Below are 25,571 nucleotides of genomic sequence, written 5' to 3'. Positions count from 1 at the left end.
ATGACTACGCATAACGTAAACGCACTAGTAGCAGAATTCCCTTTGGTTGAGCGACTCATTGGGTTAGAAGAGGTGGTTTGGTTCAACCCAAATATCACCACACTTGAAGAAGGTCTACCGTACGTTGGCTTAGGTGCTGCCAACATCAAAGACGCGAGTGAACGACTAAAACGCTTTGCTCCTTACTTAATAAAAGCTTTCCCTGAAACGGCGGCCTCTAATGGAATCATTGAATCAAGCGTGGTCGATATCGACAAGATGAAGTCGTGTTTGGAAACGCAATACGATACTCAAATCCTTGGGCGTTTGATGCTTAAAAAAGACAGCCATTTGCCCATCTCAGGATCAATAAAGGCGCGTGGTGGCATCTATGAAGTGTTAACACATGCAGAGAAGTTGGCGATTCAAGCTGGGCTTCTGAGTGAAAGTGATGATTACAGCAAATTGGCGAGTGAAGAGCTTCGTCAGTTCTTTCAGCAATACAGCATTGCCGTAGGTTCTACCGGAAATCTGGGCATGTCTATCGGCATCATGAGTGCAAAACTCGGCTTCTCTGTATCGGTTCATATGTCGGCAGATGCGAGAGAGTGGAAGAAAAACAAACTGCGTTCTCACGGCGTAAACGTGGTGGAGTACGAGCAAGATTACGGTGTTGCTGTAGAGCAGGGACGCAAAGAAGCGGAAAAAGATCCAACTTGCTTCTTCATTGATGATGAAAACTCTCAAACCTTGTTCTTAGGTTATTCCGTTGCAGGTGAACGCTTAAAGCAACAGTTTGATGAGATGGGTATTGTCGTTGATTCGAACCACCCTCTGTTTGTTTACCTACCTTGTGGGGTGGGCGGTGGTCCTGGCGGCGTGGCGTTCGGCTTGAAGATGGCTTTTGGTGACGATGTGCATTGTATCTTCGCGGAGCCGACACACTCTCCGTGTATGCTGCTTGGCGTGCACACTGGTTTGCATGATGGTATTGCAGTACAAGATCTTGGTATTGATAACATCACTGCAGCTGACGGTTTAGCGGTAGGTCGTGCGTCTGGTTTTGTTGGCCGAGCGATGGAAAGACTGCTTGATGGTTACTACACCATGACGGATGAGCGCATGTATCACCATCTAGGCGAGTTAAGTGAGCTGGAAGATATTCGTTTAGAACCATCAGCGTTAGCGGGCATGATTGGTGCGGTGCATGTTTCTAACGATAGGGATTACCAAGAGAGAATGCAGTTTACTGAAGAGATGTTAAGCAACGCGACTCACTTAGTTTGGGCGACCGGTGGCGGTATGGTACCGGAAGAGGAAATGTCGGCTTATCTGGCCAAGTCAGGTCGTTAACGAATTTTGCACTTGTTATGGGAACAGCGAGAGCAAAAGAAAAGGGCTCATCAATTGATGAGCCCTTTGTCTATTTGAATCCCAGTATTACAGAGATTGTAATAGCTGGTGGTAACGACCTTTTTCTGCAAGCAGTGCTTGGTGGTTACCTTGTTCGATGATCTCGCCTTGTTCCATCAAACAGATGTTATCCATGCTTTCCAGCTCAATCAAACGGTGAGTAATGAATACGACCGTTTTATTGGTGAAGTGTTGCTTGAACAGTTCCATCACTGTTTGTTCAGTGCGCTTGTCTAGACCCTCAGTTGGTTCATCAAGCAGCAGGATAGGAGCGTCACGCAATAGCGCGCGAGCAATACCGATGCGACGCTTCTCACCACCAGACAGTTGACGACCGCCGTCACCTAGCCAAGCATCCAGTCCTGGTTCGTCTAACAGATTCGCCAAGTCTACTTTAGTCAGAATATCAGCCAACTGTTCATCCGTTGCTTCTGGAGCCGCAAGCAATAGGTTGTCACGCAGTGTGCCATTAAGCACATCCACACGTTGACTAACTACTGTGATCGCAGCGCGCAAATCGGATTCGCTCCAATCTTGCAGAGGCGCACCACCAATGCTCACTTGACCTTGGTTTACATCCCAGTAGCGACACAGCAATTGAATAAGCGTCGATTTACCTGAACCAGTTTGACCAACAATCGCCGTTTTTGAGCCCAGTGGCAGTGACAGTGTTAGGTCTTTCAGTACTTTTTGCTGGCCATCAGGGTAAGTGAAATCAACCTTGTCGAACTCAATATTTAACGGTTTATCGCCTTCACGCTTCGATGTTTCTGGGAAGACAACGTCTGGTTCAGCTAGCGTGATTTCGTTTAATCGACGTGCGGACGTCAATGTTTGACCTAGGTATTGGAAGGCACCAGCAATTGGCATCAGAATTTCAAAGCTTGCCATGGTTGCAAATGCGAACAGTGCAATCCAAGGATCTGGAGCACGACCGCCGACACCATCCGCAGCAAACCAAAGCATTGCAACAAGGGTTAAGCCGTTAGCGAGCATCAACAAGCCAGATGCCATACCAGTGAGGTTTGCGTTAACAAACTGGTTGGATAGCAGCTGTTTTTGCTTTTCTAGAATCACGTTACGGTAACGCTCTTCTGCACCAAACAGGCTTAGTTCGCTGTAACCTTGTAGCCAGTCCAGTGTTGCTACACGCAGTTGTGCTTTGTTTTGAGTCAGGTGTTCGCCGTTATGTTTGCCTAGTTTGTAGAACAATACCGGCCACACCAACAGCATTACCGTTAGGATACCGCCAAGCAGTAGCGCAAGGTGCCAGTCAAAGAAGGCAAGTACTGCAGTTAGCGATAAGATACCGAAGATGCCAACAATCACAGGGCTAACAAGACGCAAGTACACGTGATCCATCGCGTCTACGTCTGCCACTAGGCGGTTTAGCAGATCAGCATCACGCAGAGTTGAAACGCGACCAGGGATCAGCGGCGCAAGCTTCTTGAAGAAGAAGATACGCAGATCCGTCAGTAGTTTGAATGTTGCATTGTGGCTAACTACACGCTCGCCCCAACGACCCGCAGTACGTGCCATCGCAGCGCCACGAACGCCGGCGCCCGGAAGCATGTAGTTGAAGGTTTCACGAGCAATAGTCAAACCCGCGACGGCAGCCGCAGAGATAAACCAACCGGATAAGGTGAGTAGGCCAATAGAAGCAGCCAACGTCAGAAACGCCAGAAGCATGCCGAGTGACAAACCAAACCAGTGCTTTTTATACAGTTTTAGATAAGGGAGTAAATCACGCATCTAAGTTCCCCTTGTCTGATTCACGTTGAGCTAGGTTGGCAGCCAACATTTCTTTAAATAAACCATCTTGCGATGCCAACGTTGCGTAATCGCCACGTTGAACGATTTGACCCTCTTGCATAACCAGAATCTGGGAGACATTCTGCAGCGGCGCGAGTTGGTGGGTGATCACCAAGTTAGTGGTGGATTCGGTGTATTTACCGATGCCTTCCATAACCAATTTCTCGCTTCGAGCATCCAAACTTGCAGTTGGTTCATCAAGTAGCCAGAAACGGCCGTTTTGTAACATCGCACGAGCAAGAGCAAGACGCTGTGCCTGACCAACAGACAAACCGCCAGAGCGATCAGAGATTTGGTAATCCAGACCGTGCATTTCAACAAATTCTGCAGCGTGGGAGTCACTCAGTACAGAGTGGATTTGCTGGTCTTGAATATCTTGCTTACCTAGAGTGACGTTGTCACGAATGCTGCCGTGCAAAAGCATTGGGTTTTGACCAATCCAGCTGATGGTTTCGCGCCATGTCGCCAAATCCAACTCGGAAAGTTCACAGCCGTTAATCTTTAAGCTGCCTTTGTATGGCATAAAACCAAGGATGGTATTTACTAAGCTGGTTTTACCTGCACCACTTGGGCCAACCAGTGCGGTGCTTTGATTCGCTTCTAGCGAGAAGGATAAGGGCCCAGCAAGTTGTTTACCTTCGGGGCTGAAGATAACAAGGTCTTGAGCTTCGATATGAATCGCTGCGTTTTGCTCTACAGCCTTGTTGCCGTCTTTTACTTGGTCTACATCTAGCTCTAGAAATTCAACAATGCTTTCTGCTGCGCCAACTGCTTGTTGCTTGGCATGGTAGAAGGTACCAAGGTCACGCAATGGCTGATAAAACTCAGGCGCAAGGATCAGAATAAACAGGCCTGCGAACAGTGTTACACCTGTGCCGTAGTAACCGAAGTTGAGCTCTCCGATATAGCTAAAGCCAAAGTAAACTGCCGTAATCGCAATTGAGATAGAAGTGAAGAACTCAAGAACCGCTGAAGATAGGAATGCAATCTTCAATACATCCATAGTGCGAGTACGGAAAACTTCAGATGCACCTTTTAACGTCTCGGTTTCTGATTGAGTACGGTCGAACAAACGGATGGTTGTCATTGCTTGCAAACGGTCATAAAAGTGACCAGATAAACGTTGCAGCGCTTTGAAGTTCTTACGGTTTGCGTCAGCGGCTTTCATACCCACCAATGCCATAAACATTGGAACTAATGGTGCAGTAATCAGGAAAATTAAACCGGCTGCCCAGTTAATTGGAAAAACCACTACTAGGATGATGAAAGGCACCAAAACAGACAACGACATTTGCGGAAGGTAGCGAGAGAAGAAGTCTTGCATGTCTTCTACTTGCTCTAGAATCAACGTTGCCCAGCTACCTGCTGGCTTGCCTTTGATATAAGCAGGACCAAGTTGGTGAACTTTATCGAGAATCAGTTGGCGGATGTAAACGCGGATCTGTTCGCCGCAACGATATCCAGCGATTTCGCGTCCCCAAGTACAAGCTGCGCGACCGATAACAGTGACACCAAGTCCGACGAAGTACCAAACGAGCTCGGATTTATCGACTTGTTCAATAATGAGTTGGTGGAGAATGGAGGCGAGCAGGGCTGCTTGAGCCAATAAAAACACGCTTGATAGTACGCCTAGGCCTATCGCAACCATCAGCCAGCGCTTGGCCAACTTACTCTGTTGCTTAAGCCACTTATTCAAGCTGCTTTGCTTTTTCTTATCCATCGTGAAGGCTTAATGATAATTGTTTTAATGAGGCGGTAGTATACAAAAGAAAACCCAGCGGGAATACCGCTGGGCTTTAAGGATATGACACAAATGTGAAAAGTTATTTGTCAGTAAGTGCGTCTAAGAAGCGTTCTGCATCTAAAGCTGCCATACAGCCAGTACCTGCAGAGGTGATTGCTTGACGGTAGTTATGATCCATCACGTCGCCTGCAGCAAACACACCTTCGATGCTGGTTTGCGTTGCGTTACCTTCAAGACCAGATTGAACGAGGATGTAACCATCTTTCATATCGACTTGGCCTTCGAAGATTTGCGTGTTTGGTTGGTGACCGATTGCGATGAATGCACCCATGACATCGATATCTTCTGTCGCACCGCTGTTCACGTCTTTAATGCGAACACCTGTTACACCCATGTCGTCGCCTAGCACTTCATCTAGAGTACGGTCAGTGTGAAGAACGATATTGCCGCTTTCAACTTTATCCATCAGACGTTTTACAAGGATCTTCTCAGCGCGGAATGAATCACGGCGGTGGATTAGATGCACTTCTGATGCAATGTTTGATAGGTAAAGCGCTTCTTCAACAGCAGTGTTACCACCGCCCACAACCGCTACTTTCTGATTGCGGTAGAAGAAACCATCACAAGTTGCACAAGCTGAAACGCCGCGGCCTTTAAATGCTTCTTCAGATTCAAGACCTAGGTATTTCGCTGATGCGCCAGTAGAGATGATCAACGCATCACAAGTGTACTCACCAGAGTCACCTTTCAGACGGAATGGACGTTGAGACAGATCCACTTCGTTGATGTGATCGAACACGATTTCTGTTTCGAATCGTTCTGCGTGCTCTTTCATGCGTTCCATCAAACCTGGGCCAGTAAGACCTTCTGCATCACCAGGCCAGTTTTCTACTTCAGTTGTGGTCGTTAGCTGACCACCTTGCTGCATTCCCGTTACTAGCACAGGGTTTAAGTTAGCACGCGCTGCGTATACTGCTGCGGTGTAACCTGCTGGGCCAGAACCAAGAATTAATAATTTACAGTGTTTTACGTCGCTCATTATGGCTCCATAGAGGGCTGAACATTTCTCCCGATTGTATGGAAATTCTTAGTGCTTTAAAAGCATAAACGAAAGGAGCGGATCGAATTATTGGTTATAGGTTAGAACTTGCTGATGTTTATGGAGAGGCGTTCCAGACTAGAATAAAATTCTGTTTATAGTAGAGAGTTCTAGTTTCAAATACTGCGCAAGCTCCATTCTGAATGTTTAAACTGCTGTTGATATTAATTGCAGTGCTAAGTGTCGTTTTTTCTTTTTTGTTGAAGCTATCAACGTCAAATTCTGGTAATTGCAGAATATTTGCGTATCCTAAGATGTAAATTAAATGTTAATTCAAACAAGCTAAATGTGCCTCATTAAAGGAGCCAATGATGTTACATTCACGAGAGAACACCCTACATCTAACTCAGCTCAGCATGGCAGCGATTGAGCAACTTTCTCCTTCCTTCGAAGGTCTACCTCGTACGGAACACGCCGACGGTCAATATCGTCTTCGTCGTTACTCCGTGGTTGGGTTTGAAAACGGTCAGGTGGTCGATTTAAACAAAAACAGCTTTGTACAATCTTCTGATATCAACCGTTTCCAAGGTGATGTGATTCGCCAGTTTGAGCCGATTGAAAAAGGGATTCTTTCCAGTGAAGGTTTCCGTGAAATGTGTGAGTTGTTCGTTAACGCAAACCACTTACCAGACGGTCAGGAAATCGAGATCCATCAAATTCGAATTACCGCGATTTACGATGAAACCCAAGTTGCACCGGAAGGGGTACACCAAGATGGTTTTGACCACATCGCGCTAGTAGGCGTAGGGCGTCACAACATCATGGGTGGCGACATCATGCTTTACAGCAGCCACAACCAAGCGCCTTTTTTCCGTAAAGTATTGGAAAATGGCGAAGTGGCAATGCTGGCAGACAGCAAACTATGGCACAACGCGGTGCCAATTCGCTCAGTGATTAATGACCAAGAAGGTCATATGGATGTATTTGTACTGACAGCGACGGACAAACGAAATGAACTTCAATCTTAATCAGATCCGAGAACAATTCCCCGCACTGGCGCAATACCACAATGATCGCCCAGTGACCTTTTTTGATGGACCAGGTGGGTCACAAGTGCCGCAGTCGGTACTCGATAGCATGGTGAGTTACCTTGGACGATTCAATTCGAACCTCGGCGGGCATTATTTCTCAAGCCAAGCGACGGTTGATGTAATGCAATCGGCTCGCGAATCGGCACAAGCTCTGCTAAACGCCCCGTCCTCTGGCAATATCGTGTTTGGCGCGAATATGACCTCGCTGACATTCCAGCTAAGTCGCGCTATTAGTCGAGATTGGAAAGAGGGCGATGAGATCATTGTTTCAGCCCTAGACCATTACTCTAACGTATCGAGTTGGCAACAAGCAGCAGAAGACAAAGGCGCTGTGGTTCACCAAGTCAGAATTAATGAAGAAGATTGCACGCTAGATCTTGCGCATCTTCAGAGCTTGTTGAATGAGAAAACGCGTTTAGTGGCGGTGACTTACGCATCGAACACTACAGGTTCGATCGTCGATATGCACCAAGTGGTCAAAATGGCACACAGTATCGGCGCTCAAGTTTATGTGGATGCCGTTCATTACGCGCCGCACCATTTAGTCGATGTGCAAGCATTAGGATGTGATTTCTTGGCGTGTTCAGCGTACAAGTTTTTTGGACCACATGTAGGAATTGCGTACGTAGCAGACCAGTGGTTACACAGTGTTAAGCCCTACAAAGTTGAACCTGCAACCAACATTGGACCGGGACGCTTCGAAACCGGAACACAGAGCTTTGAAGGCTTGGCAGGCGTCACAGCTGCGGTTGAATACCTAGCCCAGTTTGGTGATGAAGAAGCATCACTTCGTCAGCGTCTAGAGCAAAGCTATGCGTTATACAGCCAACATGAGCAGCAATTGAGCGAGCATTTCTTGCAGCGTTTAGGGGCGCTGGACGGCGTGAACTTGTTTGGTATTAACAATGAAAGCAATCAACTGAGAACGCCAACTTTCGCGCTCACTTTTGATAAATACGCTCCAGAGTTCATCGCGAAGACGTTGGGCGAGCACAATATCTGTGTCTGGAATGGACACTTCTATGCGCTAGGACTCGTTCGTCAGTTAGGCCTAGAAGAGTCGGGCGGCGTGGTGCGCATCGGTTGTATGCACTACAACACGACGGCAGAAATCGATATGTTGTTTGATGTGTTAGAAAACATCCTCGACGCGTAAGAATCGAAGACGCCACAAACTAAAAGCTCGAGCACTTGGCTCGAGCTTTTTCGTTTCTTTTGTCCAACTAACCGAGAACTTATTCGCTCACTTCAACTTCGTAAGAGGTGAACTTACGCACGTTGATCACGCCAGTATCAAAGATCAGGTATTGGCCTTTAATGCCTTGCAATGTACCCGTTACAACTGGGTTTTTATCGAAGTTGTGTGAGGTGATTTTAGTTGGATGCTGCTGAACAGGGTAGCTTAGAGAAGTGATGTTTTCACTTAACACTTCAATTGCGTCATCACCATACTGTTGTTTAATTTCAGCGATTTTGTCTTCCACTAATGGCAGTAGTTCTGCAAAGCGATCTTGCAGTTCAATTGGGTCGCCATCGCCTTTCAGCAGCGTTCGCCAGTTTGTCTTATCAGCAATATGTTTCGCTAATTCGATTTCAACCAAGCCAGAGATATGACGAGTCTTTACTTTGAAGATAGGAAGACCTTGTGTCGCACCTTGGTCTATCCAACGCGTTGGAATTTGGGTATGACGCGTGATGCCCACTTTCAAACTTGACGTGTTAGATAGGTAAACGAAGTGGTCCACCATGCAGTTCTCTTCACCCCATTGTGGTTCGCGACAGGTGCCTTGTTCGTGGTGACAAGTTTCTGGCTTCATGATGCACATGTCGCAACTCGCCAACTTCTTCATACATACAAAGCAGTGGCCTTGAGAGTAGCTCTTCTTGGTTTTCTTACCGCAAGAACAACAGTAGATGTTGCCAGTGTGAGTTAGGGTGAGGGTTTTACCAAGAAATGGGCTCAAATCCACTTCTTCGTCACCCACAGGCAGACGGTAGCTTACTGCACCATCCAGAGAAGCACGCATTTTGTTTAGCGTGCCTGTAGCAATTATTGACATGACATTACTCATTATTGTGTTTTTGCACAGTATATACCGAAGCGGTCTCGATATGCAGAGGTAAGCAAACAAGTCTGTGGTTTTGTGTTCTCTTTGGTGTCTTTTTAATCAAGGCGATGTTGATTGACGTGAGATGCTTCGCACAAATGCTCAAGTGAGAAAAATCCTACATACCTGAAGCAAGATCACGCTTCTTAAATGAGTAATATGTATCGAGAGTGAGAATGTGAGTCAAAAATCACTTTTTAACTTGATAAATAACTTTATTTGAAATGTGAAATAACTTTCAGTACATTTGCTTAATATAAACAGAACGATAGTCAGTAACTAGGTTAGTCACGATGAAGTGGATACACAGATTAATTTTTGCATTATCGATATGCACCATCAGTTTAGTGGCGTTATACAGTTTGCTTGGTGATACCCGTAAGCTAGAAGTCACGCCGGATCAATTTAATATTCATGTCACAAGCGATGCCATTGCTGGTGGTCTGAGTGAATCTGACATTACTTATCAAAACCACAGTTTGGTTCTCAACTGTGACCTAAAAGAAAGTAAGTACGCGTGGCCTTATTGCGGTATCTCCGTTTACACCGATGTGAAGCAAGCGACTAAAGGTTTGGATCTTTCCAGTTACCATACCGTTCGTCTTAAAATTCGTTATGAAACAGCGGGAGAGGGGCAAAGCCCAAGCAAAAACTTGCGCCTTTACCTGCGTAACTTCAATTCGGCCTATTCAGATCCGAATGACGAATACACCATCAAATATAATGGCATGCAGTTTTCCCCTTCAGACTTTAGCGAAGTTATCGAGATACCAATAGAAAACCTCCAAGTAATGACGTGGTGGTTGAATGACAACGATGTTGCGATTGAGCACTCTGCGCCTGAGTTTGCCAATATTACTCGTATTGATTTGGCTACCGGAGCGGGGGCGGCACTCGGTAAACATAAGATCGTTATCGACAAGATAGAGTTTGAAGGTGCGTATGTTCAGCAATCCACACTATTGTTCGCGTTGTTGTTCTCTTGGATGGCACTTGGCTTGGCTTTCTCACTGCATGAAATGCGCAAGAACAAAATCGCGTATAACAAAGCACGCAAGCGTCATCGCCATTTAGAAAAAGTGAACAGTACACTGCGTGCCCAGAACTATGAATTTGCAGAACTGGCACATCGCGATGCGCTAACTGGAGCAATGAACCGACATGCGGTACAGAACTGGTTGGAGCAACAGGCTCGACAAGTTCGTTGGGGGCATGATTCCTTCTCTATCCTTTACATGGACTTGGATAAATTCAAACGTGTAAATGACAAGTATGGTCATCAAATGGGTGACGATATTCTGCGGGAGTTTGTCATGGTGATCGCTAGCTCTATCCAACCAGATGATCGTTTGGTTCGCTGGGGTGGGGAAGAGTTCGTCGTGTTCTGCCCAAATACCGATATTGAGCAAGCCGTGAAGAAAGCCGAAGTCGTGCGCCAGAACGTTGAAAAACACCTCTGGGTTCATGGTGAATCGCTAACGTGCAGTATTGGTGTCGCTCAAATGCAAAACGAACGAGTCTCTGAGACCATGGCTCGTGCAGATGAAGTGTTGTATTTGGCTAAGCGGAATGGTCGAAACCGAATAGAAGTGAATTACGGCATGCAGAAGAAGTCGGATATCGCTTCTTAACTGAGGCTTCATAGCTAAGACTTCATAACTAAGGTTTCATAACCTGAGCTTCATAACTCAAGCTTCCTAAGTGCCGCGCTCACCATTGGCGTGGAAAAGAAAAAAGGTGGCCGACCGACCACCAAAAGGGAAACTGCTGAACATGACTAGGGGGTAGTAGTTAGGTATTCAATTTGATTACCGAGAACAGCAGTTGTAGTGCTAGTTTTGATAAGAGAGCTGCGTTTGGGCGCAGCTCTTTTTTATTTGAGCAATGTTTACCAGAACAACCAAGCGAATAGAGTCAGCGCGCCGATACATGCAACGTTCAGTACCATACCGATTCGCATCATCTCTTTCTGTTTGATATGGCCCGTCGCAAATACAATCGCGTTAGGTGGCGTTGCTACTGGCAGCATGAAGGCACAAGATGCTGCTACAGCAATCAGTGCTGATAAAATGACTGGCGATAGACCAAGCGCTTCTGCAATGGTGGCAAATACTGGCACCAATAACGCCGCACTTGCGGTGTTACTTGCAAACTCTGTTAGGAAAACAACAAACGCAACCACAGATAGAATCGTAAGTAGGACACCAGCTTGCTCAAGGAAACCAGCTAGACCGTTAGCCAAGAAGACACTTGTGCCTGTCGCTTTTAGTACGTTACTTAGACAGATACCGCCACCAAACAGGATCAAAACACCCCAGTCAGTTGTTTTTTCAATGTCTTTCCACTCTACTGCGCGAGATGCTCCAAGTAATAGAATCGCACCAATCGCCACCAAAGTATCGAACTTCGCGAAGCCGCCCAGCATGGCGTTAATTGGTTTGCTGAAAATCCAGAATGTCACTGTTAATAGGAAAATCGCTAAGGTGATCTTCTTGCCGTTTGTCCACTCAACTGGTTGGTGGTCAAGTTCGAACGTGTGGCTTAAATCTGGCTTTGTCATGGTGTAAAGTACCAAGATCGCGATAGGCATGAGAATCAAAGAAATTGGTAAACCCAGTTCCATCCACTCTGTAAAGTTCAAACCGACTTCTGCAGCTGCGATAGCATTCGGTGGGCTACCTACTAGCGTTGCGATACCGCCAATCGACGCACTGTAAGCAATACCAAGTAATACAAACAGGTAAGTGCTGTGGCTCTTCTTCGCGTCTAGTTTGGTCATTACGCCAAGAACCAATGGCAACATCATCGCTGTCGTTGCGGTGTTTGAGATCCACATTGATAGACCTGCGCTCACACCAAACAGCATGAAGACCGCGACAGACATCTTACCGCGTGCAATCAGTAGTACTTTGTCTGCGATCGCTTGGTCAAGCTTTTGCTTGTGTAGAGCTGCAGCCAATGCGAAACCACCCAAGAACAAGAAAATGATCGAGTTAGAGAAGTTGTTTAGTGCTGCTTGAGTATTGAATATGCCCAAGAATACCGCGAGTAGCGGGATTAGTAGGGCAGTGATGCTTACGTGAATGGCTTCCGTTAACCAAAGTACGGCAACGAAAATCAAAATACATAAGCCGGTTACGACTTGAGGCTCAAACGGTAGGGTGTTGAACAAAATAGCGAACAGCAGGACATTAGACGTCAATATCATGCTGTTGCGTGTGAAGAACCAATTCTTCAGTGTCACAGCGAGTGCGGTCATGGGTTGTGCTCCTTTTGCATTGCCTTAGTGTTGGTTTTTTATGGCAAAGTAACTGACTTGTAGTTATTTATTGATTAAATGTTACTTCGGATGCGAAAGGGTGTTTTGCCTGAATCGACGGCAGAATAAGAAAGTGTGAGGTTGGGAATTGGAAATGGGTAGAAAGCTACCCATTTACTTTTAATGAATTGTTACCGGTGTGTAATGCAGAGCGAGAATATTGAAAGCAGCAACACTTTGGCCGACTTAATGAACCGGAATGTTACGTTCGTTTTCGATGATTTCTTGCTTTTCTTCCACTGTATCTTCGACCGCAACGATTGGCTCTTGAGGGCCAAGGAAGCGCGGTTGCGTATTCATGATGTACAAGTCCAAAAACGCTTTCACACGAGCCATAAGTTCACGCGTTCGCATGTTGATCTTCTGCTTGCTTGCAGTTGGCCCAGCTACGGCCAAACACTGCGCATCAATATTGTAAGCGTCAGCAATAAACAGCGCGCGTTCACAATGGAATCGTTGAGTGACAATCAAAAAACGCTCAGAGGCGAATATCTTTTTGGCACGAACGATTGAGTCCAGAGTTCGGAATCCCGCATAGTCCAGATGAATAACTTCTTCTGGCACGCCCGCTTTGAGTAGATCACGTTTCATCGTCCAAGGTTCATTGTAAGAGCGATGTGCGTTGTCTCCACTCAACAAAAACTGCTTCACTTTTCCTTGTTTGTACAGTTCGATAGCGGCGTTGATTCTGTGGGTGTAGTAAGTATTGAGGATCTTCCCAATGTATTTACTGGTGCCGAGAACGACCGCGACTTCATGCTTAGGCACTTGCTCGTAGTCGGTAAAGATTTCTTCTTGTGCTTGGAGCACGACCCAACGGTCAATGGCAATAATCGTGACGAAAAGACCGAGTAAAGAGATCGACAAAACCAAAGCCAGACGCTTCCATGAGAACTTGAGCTTCCACTTTGACTTTATGCGAGAAAACAGCAAAACGTTCGATGTCCTTATTTCAATGTGTATCCCTCATCATATCTGATAGAAATGAAAAGAGAGAAGCCCATTTATGCCAAAATATGGTTAGGATGAGAAAAAAGAGCATAAAAAACAAAAGCCCTCGGAGTGCGAGGGCTAATAATTATACAAAACGTCTTAAAGCTTAGAATGCTGTGCGTTTGTAACGACGGTAAACCGGTTGCCAGAATGCTTGGTCAATTGCGTCATTTAGCGCTTCATCAGTGATTTCTAGCGCGACACCTTGCTCAATCGCTTTCTTCGCAACAGCGAATGCAATCTTCTTCGATACCAAATGAATTTCTTCTAGTGGTGGAAGCAGAGCACCGTTACCGTTGATCGCTAATGGTGAGCATGTCGCCAATGCGCGGCTTGATTCCATCAACATTTCGTCTGTTACGCGCTTCGCATTTACCGCAAGTACACCTAAACCAATACCAGGGAAGATGTAGCTGTTGTTACATTGCGCGATAGGGTAAGTGTTGCCTTCATGAACCACTGGCTCAAATGGGCTACCTGTCGCAACTAACGCTTCACCGTTTGTCCAACGAATGATGTCATTTGGTGTCGCTTCTACGCGGCTTGTTGGGTTCGAAAGTGGGAACACAATCGGGCGCGCGCAGTGCTTGTGCATCTCTTTGATCACTTCTTCACTGAAGAGACCAGGGGCACCAGATACACCAATTAGCACGGTTGGCTTCGCATTGTGCATCACATCAAGAAGTGAGAAGCCATTTCCTTCATTTTCCCACTTCTTCGTGTTGTCGAACTTCTGAACCAAGCGCTGTTGGAAATCAAGAAGGTTAGGCATGCCTTCTTGCAACAGACCCCAACGGTCAACCATGTAAACTTGCGAACGTGCTTTCTTATCAGAGATTCCTTCCGATACCATTTGCGCGATGATCGCTTCAGCAATACCACAACCAGCAGAACCAGCACCCAAGAAAGTAATACGTTGATCAGACAGCTTAGTACCTGCCGCTTTACATGCTGCCAGTAGAGAACCTACTGTAACTGCCGCCGTACCTTGAATGTCATCGTTGAAACAACAGATGCGATCTTTGTAGCGCTCTAGAAGTGGCATTGCGTTTTTCTGTGCAAAGTCTTCGAACTGGATCAGGGCATCTGGCCAACGGCGTTGTACTGCTTGGATAAACTCTTCAACAAACGCATCGTAATCAGGACCAGTGATACGAGGGTGACGCCAACCCATGTACATTGGGTCTGCAAGACGTTGCGGGTTGTTGGTACCCACATCAAGTACGATTGGTAGTGTGTAAGCTGGGCTGATACCGCCACACGCTGTGTACAGAGAAAGCTTACCGATTGGAATACCCATGCCGCCGATACCTTGGTCACCCAAGCCCAAGATACGTTCGCCATCAGTGACCACGATAACTTTAACGTTGTGGTTTGCTGCGTTGTTTAGCAGGTCATCGATACGGTCACGGTTCGGGTAAGAGATGAACAGACCACGGCCACGACGGTAGATGTTTGAGAAGTTCTCACACGCTGCACCAACGGTTGGTGTGTAGATGATCGGCATCATCTCAGAAATGTGGTTTTGAACTAGGCGGTAGAATAGCGTTTCGTTCGTATCTTGGATGTTGCGCAGGTAAATGTGCTTGTCCATGTCACTTTCAAAGCTTTTGTACTGTTGGTACGCACGCTCTACTTGCTCTTGGATGGTTTCGGTCGTCTCTGGTAGAAGACCTTCCAAGTTGAATGAACTACGTTCTTCTCCGGAGAACGCACTGCCCTTGTTCAAAAGAGGGGTCGCTAAAAGAGCCGGACCCGCATATGGGATATAGAGTGGGCGCTTGTCGTTGTTCATTGGGTGCCTTAAATGTAGGGTTGAAGGATGCGTGCAAAATTCTAACGGGTTCACTATTTAGTTGTAAACATTCGTTGATGCACATCAACGTAATGTCGCAAAAAAATCCAATTCCCGACGAAAATATCGTCACTGAAACATTAATACTGTCATTAAATGGCCAGAAACGATTCCTAAAGCAGGAATTTCTCACTCAGGTATAATGCCTCGCAATCCATTATCACGTTCTTATCTTTTATGTCTCAATTACCTATCGATAGCTTACAAGCGGAATTTGACCAACTCGTGAATCACCATCATTTGGTGGTTGAGGCCGAAACCGGCTCAGGTAAATCCACGCGATTGCCACTTTGGGCTGCCAATCACGGTCGAGTATTGGTGATTGAACCACGCCGAATCGCTTGTACGTCATTAGCTGAATTTCTTGCCGAGCAATCTGGTCAACCTTTAGGAAAACAGGTTGGTTACGCGATAAAGCTTCACGCTCACTATGATGAAAATACTAAAGTCGTGTTCGTGACGCCCGGTGTTGCGCTGCGTTGGTTCGCGGAAGACAAACTGGCTAGCTTCGATATCGTGATGGTGGACGAATTTCATGAACGCCGCTGGGACATTGATCTCCTTACCGCGATTTTAAAGCAAGAAAAACAGCACCGTCTGATTGTCACGTCAGCCACTTTAGAAGGCGAAAAACTGGCGAGCTATCTGGATGCCAAGCGCCTGCGATCAGAAGGTCGTTGTTTCCCTGTCACCGTGACTCATCGCTCAATGGACAGCCGTTATTTGCCGAACAAGAAAGGTTGTGAGAATGATGTTGTGCGCACAGTAAAAGAAGCACTCGAAGATGAAGAGGGCGATATTCTCGTTTTCTTACCGGGTCGAAAAGAGATCACTCAATGCGCGCAAATGCTGCAAAGTATTGATGATGTGATGGTCGTGAAGCTGCATGCATCGGTGAGTGATGAAGAGCGCCATCGTGCGTTGACGGTACAAAAGCAACGTAAAGTGGTGTTGGCAACCAACGTTGCAGAAACCTCTCTGACCATTCCAAACATCCGCGTGGTCATCGATAGTGGTTTGGAACGCAGAACCGTGCAACGAAATGGACGGACAGCCCTGACGTTAACCAACATCTCCAAATCCAGCGCGGCGCAGCGAATGGGTCGAGCAGGCCGTGTTGCTGAAGGGGCGTGTATTCGCTTGTTTGGTGAGCATGCACCGTTGGAGCTGGTGACGCCGCCTGAATTGCATCGTGAAGAACTCGTAGAACCAATGCTCGCTGCGGCTTGTTGTGGATACAGACTTTCCGAACTTGCCTTCCTCGATTCTGTACCTGAAAAGTCACTTAACTCAGCACTCCAAACCCTGCAAAGGATGGAAGCGATAGACGAGCAAGGTGACATCACCGAGCACGGTAAAAAAGTTTACCCACTACCAATTGATGCCTTATTTGCGGACTTAGTGACTCGCATCCAAACCAAATCAGAAAGAGAAGCAATGATCGACTTAGCGGCAGCGCTTTCTGTGCCCGCTCAGTTGTATCAATTGCAAGGTGGGGAATCGGTCGAAGCATTAGCACAAGAAGAACCATTTGGCTGCGATGCCTCGCTGATGATTCGCTTGGTGCGAGGGGAACAACTTCCCGGCATTAATCTCGACGCAAGCGTGCTTGAGGAAGCGCAAGGTTTAGCAAAGCAAATGCGAGAAGTGTTTGAATTGCCTGAGCTTGAAGTCGCATCGCGATACAAACGTGATGAATTGACCAAAGCCATTGCCACGTTACATCCAGAGCTCGTATTTGTGCGCCGAGAACGACGTCGTGACGCGCTAGGCAATGGTTTGATGGAAATGATGGTTGGGCGTAATAGCCGTTTTCCGGAAAAAAGTGAAGCCGCTTTGGTGCTAGATAGCCACAGCGTACCCGGACGAGGTGTAAAACAGACGCTCAATCTTGCCTCCGTAATGCTACCTGTTTCCCTCAATCTGCTGCGAGAATTAGAGCTTGGTGAGTGGCAACAAGGCGAAACCAATTATGAGGAAGAAGCCCCACGCGCGACCATGCATTTGATCTATGCAGGACGAACCATTTGTACCGAATATCAAGCGCTTGAAGGCGGAGTTGCCGTCCAATCTATTGTTGAGATGATTGAAGGCGAAACGCTATTACCGGGTTTTGCTCCATTGAGAAAACAGCAAATTCAGCACTGGAAGATCTATAACGCGCTTGGGTTAAATCCTGAGTCTATTGAAAAAAAGGAACTTGACGGTTTATCTTTCGCTACTTGGTTAGTCGAGCAGCTGGAAACGCTTGGCGTAGAAAGTGTGGAAGATATCGAGCTGTTTGAAGCTGATGACATCCCATTCGAAGGTATTCCAGACTGGGAATATCAAGACTTTGCTGAGCAGTTCCCGTTAAAGTTGATCTTGGCGGAACTGAAACTCGATGTGGAGTACTTTGTGTCTCGTAAACTGGTTCATGTCATTTACACCGAAGGCAGCCGAAAAGGTGACCCGAAACGTTGGGAGCTACCTCGCTGGGCTGGTTGGAAAGTGCAGTACAAAAAAGCCAGTCGTGTACTTGATGTAAAATAAGGATATTTATAAGCCGGAACGATAATTGCTTTAATCCGTTTCCCTTGCAGTTTATGACCTGATTACTAGGTGATAAGGAATGAATTTGCCGCTCCGATTGAGCGGCGTGAAGGAAAACGATGAAGTATAAAGCGATTCCACTATTGTTATGTCCGGTACTAGCGTACGGCAAAAGCATCACACACATCTCAACATACGAAGACAACTACGTTCTGGGGACCTACACCACAGACATTAATCAAGACGCCTACAACGAGCTAGGTTCAGATATGGACTCACTTCAGCAGTTTGAAGTGAAGTTTCAAATCTCGGCTTCTATCCCATTCTACCGATTCAGTTCCGGTACGGCTTTGATGGGGTCTTACACGCAAAAGTCTCTCTGGCAACTTGCTAACTCTGACATTTCTTCTCCGTTCAGAGAGACCAATTACAAACCTCAAGTGTTTCTTGCGCATCAATCAAACATGCTGTTATTCAACCATTTAGAGGTGGGGTACAAGCATGAGTCAAATGGCCAATCAAGTAAGCTATCTCGTAGTTGGGATCGCCTTTATATCGCAGCAGAGCGTTTTTCTGGTCCTGTTGAATACGGTGCGCACGCTTGGTGGGTGGTCACCACCGAAAATGATGACATGGAAAACTATTATGCCCCGTATGAACTGTGGGCAAAGGTCTACACTGGCGCTGGTGTGTTTAATACCCGAGGCTTCTATAACTTTGCCGATGATAAAGGTGGCGTAGAATTGGGGTACACCTTGTACTTCAATGACATCTTAGGTTTGTACGTTCAGGGCTACCACGGCTATGGTGAAACCTTGATTGATTACGACCATTCACAAACGCGTGTTGGGCTTGGGATCAGGTTGGTTAACTTATAACGCTGATCTGCTTGTATCCCTTGTTGCCGCTTAGTTTTAGTTTGGTGTTTAAAATATTAATCAATTGGATGCTTATATATGGCGAAGCTGTACATCATTTGTTACAAAGCTGGTTTTAATATTTCCTTTTGAGGTTAAATTAGGGCATAAAAGACCATTGTTTTATATCCTATTGCTATATCAAAATAATTGAACGATATTTTGTATATCTCATTTCAGAGTGTCGAGGCATAGGATGGAGCAACAAGGAAAGACATGCATTGAATTCGACTACACAAGCTTCCTAGGGGCAACGGGAAGTAAGAAGTGGACCTTCTTGGAGGCATTCGCCACCATCGCTCCCATTTTTGGCCTGATGTGGAAACAGAACATCGCGGAGTTAAGCCAACCAGAGGATCGCCTTTGGGATGCAGCCTTAAAATCGATGTCTTCTCGTCAGAGCGATGAATCCAATCTAGTGATGTTGGTGAAGCTAGCAAAACATGAAGGGATCCATGAATTACGTGTAGTTATGCCTTATTCGTTAGACTCAAAACAAATAGAGTACATTGAATCTCGAAGTAAACTAAAAGTAGAAACTGCAGAGCAAGATGTGCTTAATTTGAAGCTCTAACACCCAAGGAACATTTCCCCCAAACACAAAAGCGACCTGCAACGGTCGCTTTTTTTATGTTTGTTTTGTTGATTCTATAAATTGCTTTTCAATTTGTTGGAACTGTGATGAATATAGAGTATTTACACTTAAAGTAACAAAAAATTAACATCAAGAAATGCAATTGTCATAACTAGCTTCTAACTTAATGTTTTTTAGAGTAATTAGCCAAACGACCCCAATGCCTAAATTGGCTCGTTACTCAGCGCAGGAAAACGCGCATCGATAAAAACACAATAACAAAGGAAGTTACTATGTCATTGTCTCGCAGAGACTTTATAAAAGTCGTCTCTTCAGGAGCTGTTGCTACCACGCTGACCGCTTGTGGGAGTGAGGATAACAATACCGCAAATGCTGCCTCATTCGAGCATGGCGTCGCCAGCGGTGACCCAACTCAAACTCAAGTGATCATCTGGACACGCGTGACTACGCAGGCGAGTTATGTCGATGTCTCTTGGCAGGTGTCTGCAACGCAAGACTTTTCTAGCATCGAGCAAAGTGGCACTTTTACCACAGATACCAGTCGCGATTTTACGGTTAAGGTCGATGTGAAAAACCTTAATCCAAGCTCCCAGTACTACTACCGATTCATGGTGGGAGAGAATACGAGCATCGTTGGTATGACACAGACCTTACCGGAAGGCAGCGTGACCAAAGCGTCTATGGCAGTCGTGTCTTGCGCAAATTATCCGGCGGGGTATTTCAACGTCTACAAAGAGATTCTTTCACAGCATCAAAAGGAAGCGTTTGATGTGGTTTTACATCTCGGTGATTACATTTATGAATACGGCGCTGGTGGTTATGCGAGCGAAGATGCAGCTGCGCTAGGTCGTGAGCCGAGTAAAGGCACAGAATGCATTACGTTAGATGATTATCGAAAGCGCTATGCACAATACCGCCAAGATGAAGATCTGCAAGCTCTACATGCGGCGTTACCAATGATCGCGGTTTGGGATGACCACGAGTTAGCTAATGATGCATGGAAAGAGGGAGCGGAAAACCATCAAGACAATGAAGGCAGCTTTAATGACAGACGCGCCGCGGCAGCAGCAGCTTGGACTGAATGGCTCCCTGTGCGAGAAAACACCTTCTCAAACATGCTGATTTATCGTCAGTTTGCCTTTGGTGACTTAATCAATTTAATGATGCTCGACACTCGTTTGGTAGGCCGCGACCAACCTTTGGATTATTTCTCTCTCACCGAACCAACAATGGAAGCGATTGGTAGCCTAGTCGCTCAGTCACGCAGTACCGAACGAGAACTGCTTGGTACAGAGCAGTTAGCGTGGTTGATGAATGCGTTTAATAGCCAGAATGCAAAGTGGAATGTGCTTGGACAGCAAGTGCTGATGTCACGCATGGAGCTTCCGAGCTCGGTAATGTTGGCGATGTTCCAGCTCTTTACCGCAAGCGATGATCAGAAGATGGACGCATTATTGGCAGTGAACAATGCAATCGCCGGTTATCTTGCCGATCCAAATTCAGACACGATTAAGCTGCCGTATAACCTCGATGCTTGGGATGGTTATTACGTCGAACGTGAGCGCGTTTATGAAATTGCTAAAGCAAGCTCAGGCAACTTTGTATGTTTGGCGGGCGATACACATAATGCATGGACTAGTGAGTTGAAGGATATATCGAACAATCCTATTGGCGTTGAATTCGCGACAAGCTCGGTCAGTTCGCCGGGCTTGGAAGAATATTTAGCGTTGGAGCCGGTTGCGATTGCTCAGATGGAATATTCACTGCCGAATTTAGTCTCTGAGCTGCAATGGACAGACATTAAGCAACGCGGTTTCATGCGTGTGACCTTTACGCCAGAGAAAGCGCAATCAACGTGGTACATGCTTTCCAGCATTAAAGACAAAAACTATCAAGTGACAACCAAGTCGGCATCCACAACGGATGGTCTGACGCTCGATATAGAGTAGGGCAGCTAACGAATACGTTCTAGACGACCGCGCTTGAAATAAGAAAGTCCGCACGTGGCGGACTTTCTTGTTGTTTAATCTAGTAATTCAGCATAGAAGCTGGCTTTAGTCGATTAGACCGTATTCTTTGCTCAAGATTTCGATGATCTCTGCTTTTGGATTATCGCTCAACTTGATTGGTTGCCCTGTAATTTTTTCTGCAATGCCGATATACGTGCGAGAGATATCCATCAAAGACTCCACTGGCAGGTCGTTATCACGAGCAAGGGCTTCACGCTCTGGCATGCGTTCTTTGTTAAGCAGAATATCAGGATCAGGGAAGTGGTTTAGCAAGAACTGACGGAAACCTTCTTTCGAGTTCTCAACGATGTTACCTGCTTGGTATTCTTTCGTATCCCAAATACGTGACGAATCAGGCGTACCGACTTCATCCATGTAAATTAGCTTTTCGTTACCGGCAGCGTCGTGCACGTAACCAAATTCAAACTTAGTATCTACGAACGTTTGGTCAACGGCTTCAAGCGCATTGCTGATCACGTTAAAGCCTTCTTTCAATAGCTTTTCGTACTGTGCAATGTCTTCTGCACTTGAGAAGTTGAAAGCTTCATAGTTATCCACGATGTTTTGGCGAGTGATGTTCACGTCATCCGCCTCAGGTACGCCTGGAATACCTTTCAAGATACCTTTGGTTGAAGGTGTCATTAGCAATTCAGGTAGCGCTTTATCTTTCTCAAGACCTTCAGGAAGCTGAATGCCACAGAATTCACGCTCGCCATTTGCGTAAGCGCGCCACATAGAACCTGTGATGTACTTACGGCAGATTGCTTCAATCTTAACTGGCTTCGCTTTTTGTACGATCCAAACGAATGGGTGAGGGATGTCCAAGATATGACTATCAGCAAGGCCGTTGTCTTTGAACAATTTGAACCAGTGGTTAGAGATCGCGTTGAGTGCAGCGCCTTTACCCGGAACGCCTTTGAGTCCACCTTCGCCATGCCAGATACAGTCGAATGCAGAGATACGGTCACTGATCACCATGATAGCCAGTGGGGCATCAGGGGCGACATCGTATCCTTTTTCTTTGATCAGTCGTGCGCTGTCTTCTTCAGTTAACCAGTAAACAGAGCGAACTTTTCCGCTGTGAACAGGCTTGTGGGTGCGAATTGGCAGGTCGTCATTGACGGCAAGTACTTGATTAGCAAGGCTCATTGCGACATTCCTATCATCTTAATCAAACGTCATAAAGAGAAGATATCCAGCGAAAAAAGCACGCTGAATAAATCGAATGATGGCATCATACCAGAACTATTTTAACTCGCCAGAGAAAAAGCAAACGTTTGCCTTAATTTGTTAAAGCACAAAAAAAGCCCCCTTAAAAGGAGGCGAGATGCAGGATGGATAACGTCGATCTTGTTAGTGGTACTTGTTCACTCTGCCTTCGACGAAAAAGACTTCACACTGATAACGTTGAGCAATATCGCGAAGCATTGATTGATTCATTAGGGCAATCTTGTTCGATGCGACGACAGCGCTAGCGTTACCAGACTGAATAGCTTTAATCACGATTTCCACTTCAGAAAGCTGTTGAGACGGCTTCATCTGAATGATGTTTTGACAGCGAATGTTGGAAGCAGCAAGTTGCTCAAAATCAGGACGAGGGCACTCAGCGGTAAACAGAATCCATTGCTGTTGTTGAGACAATACTGCCAACTTAGAAAGAAGTTGGTCAGACACATCCATAGGTTGTGTTGCTTGTGCCAATACGTTGTAGCGAGAGTATGTATGAGATTGAGTTTGTAACTGCATCTTACTGTTCCTTTATACATGCTGTATGTGTATACAGTAGTTTGTTTTTGATGCCTGATCAACCGATTTTTATGAGTGGAGTTGAAAAACTTTCCCGCACTTATGACCTGCTTTTTGTCTAAGTTATTGAAATTAAGGTGTAAAGTTTGGATTTTGATATGTTTGATAAACATGGTGAAATGTGAAGTCACCTGCATTCCGGAGCTGTATATACAGGTGATTACTACTGTATATACAGTAATTTCGGCTTAGCTATACAGTGGTTTTAACCGGTTTATACAGTGCTTTTTCGTGATGGCACACAGTAGTGTTAGTGCTTTTGAGGGAGAAGAAAGGAAGAGAAAACAAAAAGGCAGAGGCTGAACGTTCAAGAAAGCGCTTTGCTTTTACAGACAACGATAAAAAGCAGGCTGCGAATACGCAGCCTGAAAATACAAGGATCGATGTTTAATAATGGTTAGAATTCGGTTTTTGCACGTGCGATTTCTGTTTCAAATTGGCCAATGTTGCCAGCCCTTACAAGCTGAACCATAGTTTGATACATGGCGCGAATTTGTTCGATGTTACCTGAATTGGCGCGAGAGCATAAACTGCCAAGGTCGGAGTTTGCTAACCGCAATAATCGACTTTTGTTAGGGCCAGAGACTTTTCTTTTAATTGTATTTTTCAAAACCATCAACTCGCCAGTTGCAACGGCTTCAGGAGGCTGGCTAGCAATAATTGCTTCCGCTTCATCTGTGTACATATGGTCACCTGTTTTTTGTTTGAGCGACAAAACTATACTCCAGATGTATCGTGGGTTTGACCCGCTGACAGGGAAAACCATCAACATCACTATGAAATAAGTGACACTGTTTTTAATAGGTCAATTAATAGCCAATTTGAGAGTGTGAGAACCACCAGAGGACTAGAGAATGTGATTGCGGAGTGTTTTGGTTGTGAGGGCTTCACGTTCTAATGAAGGATCAAAAAAGCGCCTTGTGATAAGGCGCCCTTGAAAATCAGTTCCGTTGATTTGTTCTATTTAGCTTGCTCGTTGTTCCAAACGCTCGCGCATTTGCAATTCGCCTTGGTTGAATAGGCGGACATCGATTTTCGCGATGTCGTAGCAAGAGCTGCATGAACGATGGTATTTACCATCTACGTAATCATGACGAGTTACAAAGCTAGGTTTTTTACACCAGTCACAGGTGCCTTCTTCAGTGAACATTGATTTTCTCCCCACCTACATAAATTTGAGTCGCTAGGTGTTATTTTTCACCCGGCATTATGGCATATAAAAGATGGTCAAGTTAAATGTCTGTTAATTTGTTTGAGAGGGAGATCGATTGCGAGCCTTTATTTTCTAGGATGAAAAGCTCGCGAGATAAAGGTGTGTGGCTAAGTTTTACTCTTTTGTAACATTTTGTGAAATGGTTTTAAACGCCTGATTTAAAAGCTTCATCTCTTCTTCACTTCCCCTAGAATCAGGATGGTAGAGTTTAGATAATTGTCTGTAGCGCAACTTCACTGCTTTACTGTCTGGAATGGTTTGCGGGGTATAGCCAAACATTGCACAAGCGACGAGAAGTTTTTGGTTCTCAGATTGACCTTTTATCTTCTTGAACTCTTTAAATACTTTTTCGAGTTGGCGCTTAAGTTGTTTATTGGCGAACTGAAGTTCTTTCACTTGTGTCTCTAATTGCAGAGAGCGTGACACTTCATTCGCTGCAGTGGCTTTGGCCTTTTGTGTGTGCCTGCGGTAACCGAATGCACCGCCACCAAGAAGCAAAGCAAAGCCCAGAGCGCCAGAGGCATACCAAACGTTGGTGTTTTCAGCTTTCTTTGCTTGTTGAATTTCAATGGTCTCTTTCTGTTCTTCGTCAGTGGCTTGCTTATCCAACTCTACAATCTCAGAAACTTGTTTGGCCCTGAGTTGATTGAAGCGATCTTCCAAAAACTGGTTATAGGCTTCTTCTGCCTGAGGGTTTTTAAGTGCAGACAGTTGATACCAAGCTTCGACGAGATTAGAGTTCGATACTTCCGCTTGATGGTGTTGGACAAAATCGGCCAACAAAAAACCACGGTCGGTAGGATCGTTTAACGCAACAGAAGTGAACCAATAAATCGCTTGGGTGAAGTCTGTGTTGCCAGTTAAACCGCGAGCGTAATCTTCTGCTAATTGTTTTTGAGCGGGTAAGTAACCTTGATGTGCTGCTTGTTCTAGCCAATAACGTGCGTCAGTGGGTGATTCTGGATTGGGGTTTAACGCCAGTTGCTGCGCAAGGTCGAATTGGGCTTCAGGTTGTGTCGGGTTCTGAGAAGCAAATGCAGTGCTCGTAAGGCAGGCACTTAAAGCAAAGGTAAGGGCAGTGGTTCTGAAAGACATTGGGTATGTCAGGTCTAGCGAACAACGCTAGACCTGCTCCGGTAATAATTG

The 25,571-nt window shown here is 45.8% G+C and carries 20 protein-coding genes; 8 read left to right on the top strand and 12 right to left on the bottom strand.

Features of this window, described 5'->3' with window-relative positions; all coding sequences use genetic code 11:
- Positions 1 to 1,332, top strand: a complete 1,332-nt coding sequence (locus A9237_RS01670; RefSeq protein WP_078607391.1) for a D-serine ammonia-lyase — start codon at positions 1 to 3, stop codon at positions 1,330 to 1,332.
- An 87-nt stretch (positions 1,333 to 1,419) separates the two neighbouring features.
- Here the strand turns inward: A9237_RS01670 and cydC are convergent, their stop codons facing one another.
- The 3 genes from cydC to trxB all read right to left on the bottom strand — a co-directional run bounded on the left by cydC (position 1,420) and on the right by trxB (position 5,987).
- Positions 1,420 to 3,144, bottom strand: coding sequence for a heme ABC transporter ATP-binding protein/permease CydC (cydC, locus tag A9237_RS01665; protein ID WP_078607389.1), 1,725 nt, complete (start codon positions 3,142 to 3,144; stop codon positions 1,420 to 1,422).
- Entirely contained in the window at positions 3,137 to 4,924 is a 1,788-nt protein-coding gene (cydD, locus tag A9237_RS01660) for a heme ABC transporter permease/ATP-binding protein CydD (protein ID WP_078607387.1), read from the bottom strand. The genes cydC and cydD overlap by 8 nt, the downstream gene beginning before the upstream one ends.
- A gap of 103 nt (positions 4,925 to 5,027) precedes the next feature.
- The gene (gene trxB / locus A9237_RS01655) at positions 5,028 to 5,987 is read right to left on the bottom strand and encodes a thioredoxin-disulfide reductase (RefSeq protein WP_009705851.1); all 960 of its coding nucleotides are present in this window, start codon (positions 5,985 to 5,987) and stop codon (positions 5,028 to 5,030) included.
- Positions 5,988 to 6,358: 371 nt separating this feature from the next.
- Here trxB and A9237_RS01650 point away from each other — a divergent pair, with 371 nt between their 5' ends.
- Together A9237_RS01650 and A9237_RS01645 are read left to right on the top strand one after the other, a co-directional pair.
- Positions 6,359 to 7,015 carry a 2OG-Fe dioxygenase family protein gene (locus A9237_RS01650; RefSeq protein ID WP_009705852.1) on the top strand — a complete coding sequence of 219 codons (657 nt, stop codon included), beginning with the start codon at positions 6,359 to 6,361 and terminating at the stop codon, positions 7,013 to 7,015.
- Positions 6,999 to 8,234, top strand: coding sequence for a cysteine desulfurase-like protein (locus A9237_RS01645; RefSeq protein WP_078607385.1), 1,236 nt, complete (start codon positions 6,999 to 7,001; stop codon positions 8,232 to 8,234). Before A9237_RS01650 ends, A9237_RS01645 begins: the two co-directional genes overlap by 17 nt.
- A 79-nt stretch (positions 8,235 to 8,313) precedes the next feature.
- On the opposite strand, the gene A9237_RS01640 is transcribed toward A9237_RS01645, so the two are convergent.
- Positions 8,314 to 9,138, bottom strand: a complete 825-nt coding sequence (locus tag A9237_RS01640; RefSeq protein ID WP_078607383.1) for a DUF2797 domain-containing protein — start codon at positions 9,136 to 9,138, stop codon at positions 8,314 to 8,316.
- A 341-nt stretch (positions 9,139 to 9,479) separates the two neighbouring features.
- Between A9237_RS01640 and A9237_RS01635 the strand changes: the two genes are divergently transcribed.
- Positions 9,480 to 10,817, top strand: a complete 1,338-nt coding sequence (locus A9237_RS01635) for a GGDEF domain-containing protein (protein WP_005443285.1) — start codon at positions 9,480 to 9,482, stop codon at positions 10,815 to 10,817.
- Between the two features lie 257 nt (positions 10,818 to 11,074).
- Here A9237_RS01635 and A9237_RS01630 read toward each other — a convergent pair whose 3' ends face one another.
- From A9237_RS01630 to A9237_RS01620, 3 genes are all read right to left on the bottom strand, one after another.
- Complete coding sequence (locus tag A9237_RS01630) at positions 11,075 to 12,445, bottom strand: SLC13 family permease (protein WP_078607381.1); 1,371 nt, start codon at positions 12,443 to 12,445, stop codon at positions 11,075 to 11,077.
- A gap of 246 nt (positions 12,446 to 12,691) precedes the next feature.
- Complete coding sequence (locus tag A9237_RS01625) at positions 12,692 to 13,438, bottom strand: SanA/YdcF family protein (RefSeq protein WP_005443283.1); 747 nt, start codon at positions 13,436 to 13,438, stop codon at positions 12,692 to 12,694.
- Positions 13,439 to 13,604: 166 nt separating this feature from the next.
- Positions 13,605 to 15,293, bottom strand: a complete 1,689-nt coding sequence (locus A9237_RS01620; protein WP_009705856.1) for an NAD-dependent malic enzyme — start codon at positions 15,291 to 15,293, stop codon at positions 13,605 to 13,607.
- A 237-nt stretch (positions 15,294 to 15,530) separates the two neighbouring features.
- On the opposite strand from A9237_RS01620, the gene A9237_RS01615 reads away from it, so the two are divergent.
- From A9237_RS01615 to A9237_RS01600, 4 genes are all read left to right on the top strand, one after another.
- On the top strand, positions 15,531 to 17,885 hold the full coding sequence (locus tag A9237_RS01615; protein WP_078607379.1) for a helicase-related protein: 2,355 nt from the start codon (positions 15,531 to 15,533) through the stop codon (positions 17,883 to 17,885).
- Positions 17,886 to 18,004: 119 nt separating this feature from the next.
- On the top strand, positions 18,005 to 18,763 hold the full coding sequence (locus A9237_RS01610; protein WP_005443280.1) for a phospholipase A: 759 nt from the start codon (positions 18,005 to 18,007) through the stop codon (positions 18,761 to 18,763).
- Between the two features lie 235 nt (positions 18,764 to 18,998).
- The gene (locus tag A9237_RS01605) at positions 18,999 to 19,376 is read left to right on the top strand and encodes a hypothetical protein (protein ID WP_005443279.1); all 378 of its coding nucleotides are present in this window, start codon (positions 18,999 to 19,001) and stop codon (positions 19,374 to 19,376) included.
- Positions 19,377 to 19,669: 293 nt separating this feature from the next.
- Positions 19,670 to 21,346 carry an alkaline phosphatase D family protein gene (locus A9237_RS01600; RefSeq protein ID WP_078607377.1) on the top strand — a complete coding sequence of 559 codons (1,677 nt, stop codon included), beginning with the start codon at positions 19,670 to 19,672 and terminating at the stop codon, positions 21,344 to 21,346.
- 105 nt (positions 21,347 to 21,451) lie between these two features.
- Here the strand turns inward: A9237_RS01600 and A9237_RS01595 are convergent, their stop codons facing one another.
- From A9237_RS01595 to A9237_RS01575, 5 genes are all read right to left on the bottom strand, one after another.
- Positions 21,452 to 22,555 carry a phosphoribosylaminoimidazolesuccinocarboxamide synthase gene (locus A9237_RS01595; RefSeq protein WP_078607375.1) on the bottom strand — a complete coding sequence of 368 codons (1,104 nt, stop codon included), beginning with the start codon at positions 22,553 to 22,555 and terminating at the stop codon, positions 21,452 to 21,454.
- A 204-nt stretch (positions 22,556 to 22,759) separates the two neighbouring features.
- Complete coding sequence (locus tag A9237_RS01590; RefSeq protein WP_005443276.1) at positions 22,760 to 23,152, bottom strand: SulA-like leucine-rich domain-containing protein; 393 nt, start codon at positions 23,150 to 23,152, stop codon at positions 22,760 to 22,762.
- Positions 23,153 to 23,609: 457 nt separating this feature from the next.
- The gene (locus A9237_RS01585; protein ID WP_078607373.1) at positions 23,610 to 23,897 is read right to left on the bottom strand and encodes a hypothetical protein; all 288 of its coding nucleotides are present in this window, start codon (positions 23,895 to 23,897) and stop codon (positions 23,610 to 23,612) included.
- 279 nt (positions 23,898 to 24,176) lie between these two features.
- Positions 24,177 to 24,362, bottom strand: coding sequence for a hypothetical protein (locus A9237_RS01580; protein WP_009705862.1), 186 nt, complete (start codon positions 24,360 to 24,362; stop codon positions 24,177 to 24,179).
- A gap of 177 nt (positions 24,363 to 24,539) precedes the next feature.
- Positions 24,540 to 25,520 (bottom strand): J domain-containing protein, encoded by a 981-nt coding sequence (locus A9237_RS01575; protein ID WP_078607371.1) that lies wholly within the window; start codon positions 25,518 to 25,520, stop codon positions 24,540 to 24,542.
- Between the last annotated feature and the right edge of the window lie 51 nt (positions 25,521 to 25,571).

It is taken from the genome of Vibrio owensii (assembly GCF_002021755.1).
Taxonomy (GTDB): Bacteria; Pseudomonadota; Gammaproteobacteria; order Enterobacterales; family Vibrionaceae; genus Vibrio; species Vibrio owensii.
The sequence above is the reverse complement of the archived record's forward strand: the minus strand, read 5'-3'. Positions and strand labels throughout refer to the sequence as shown.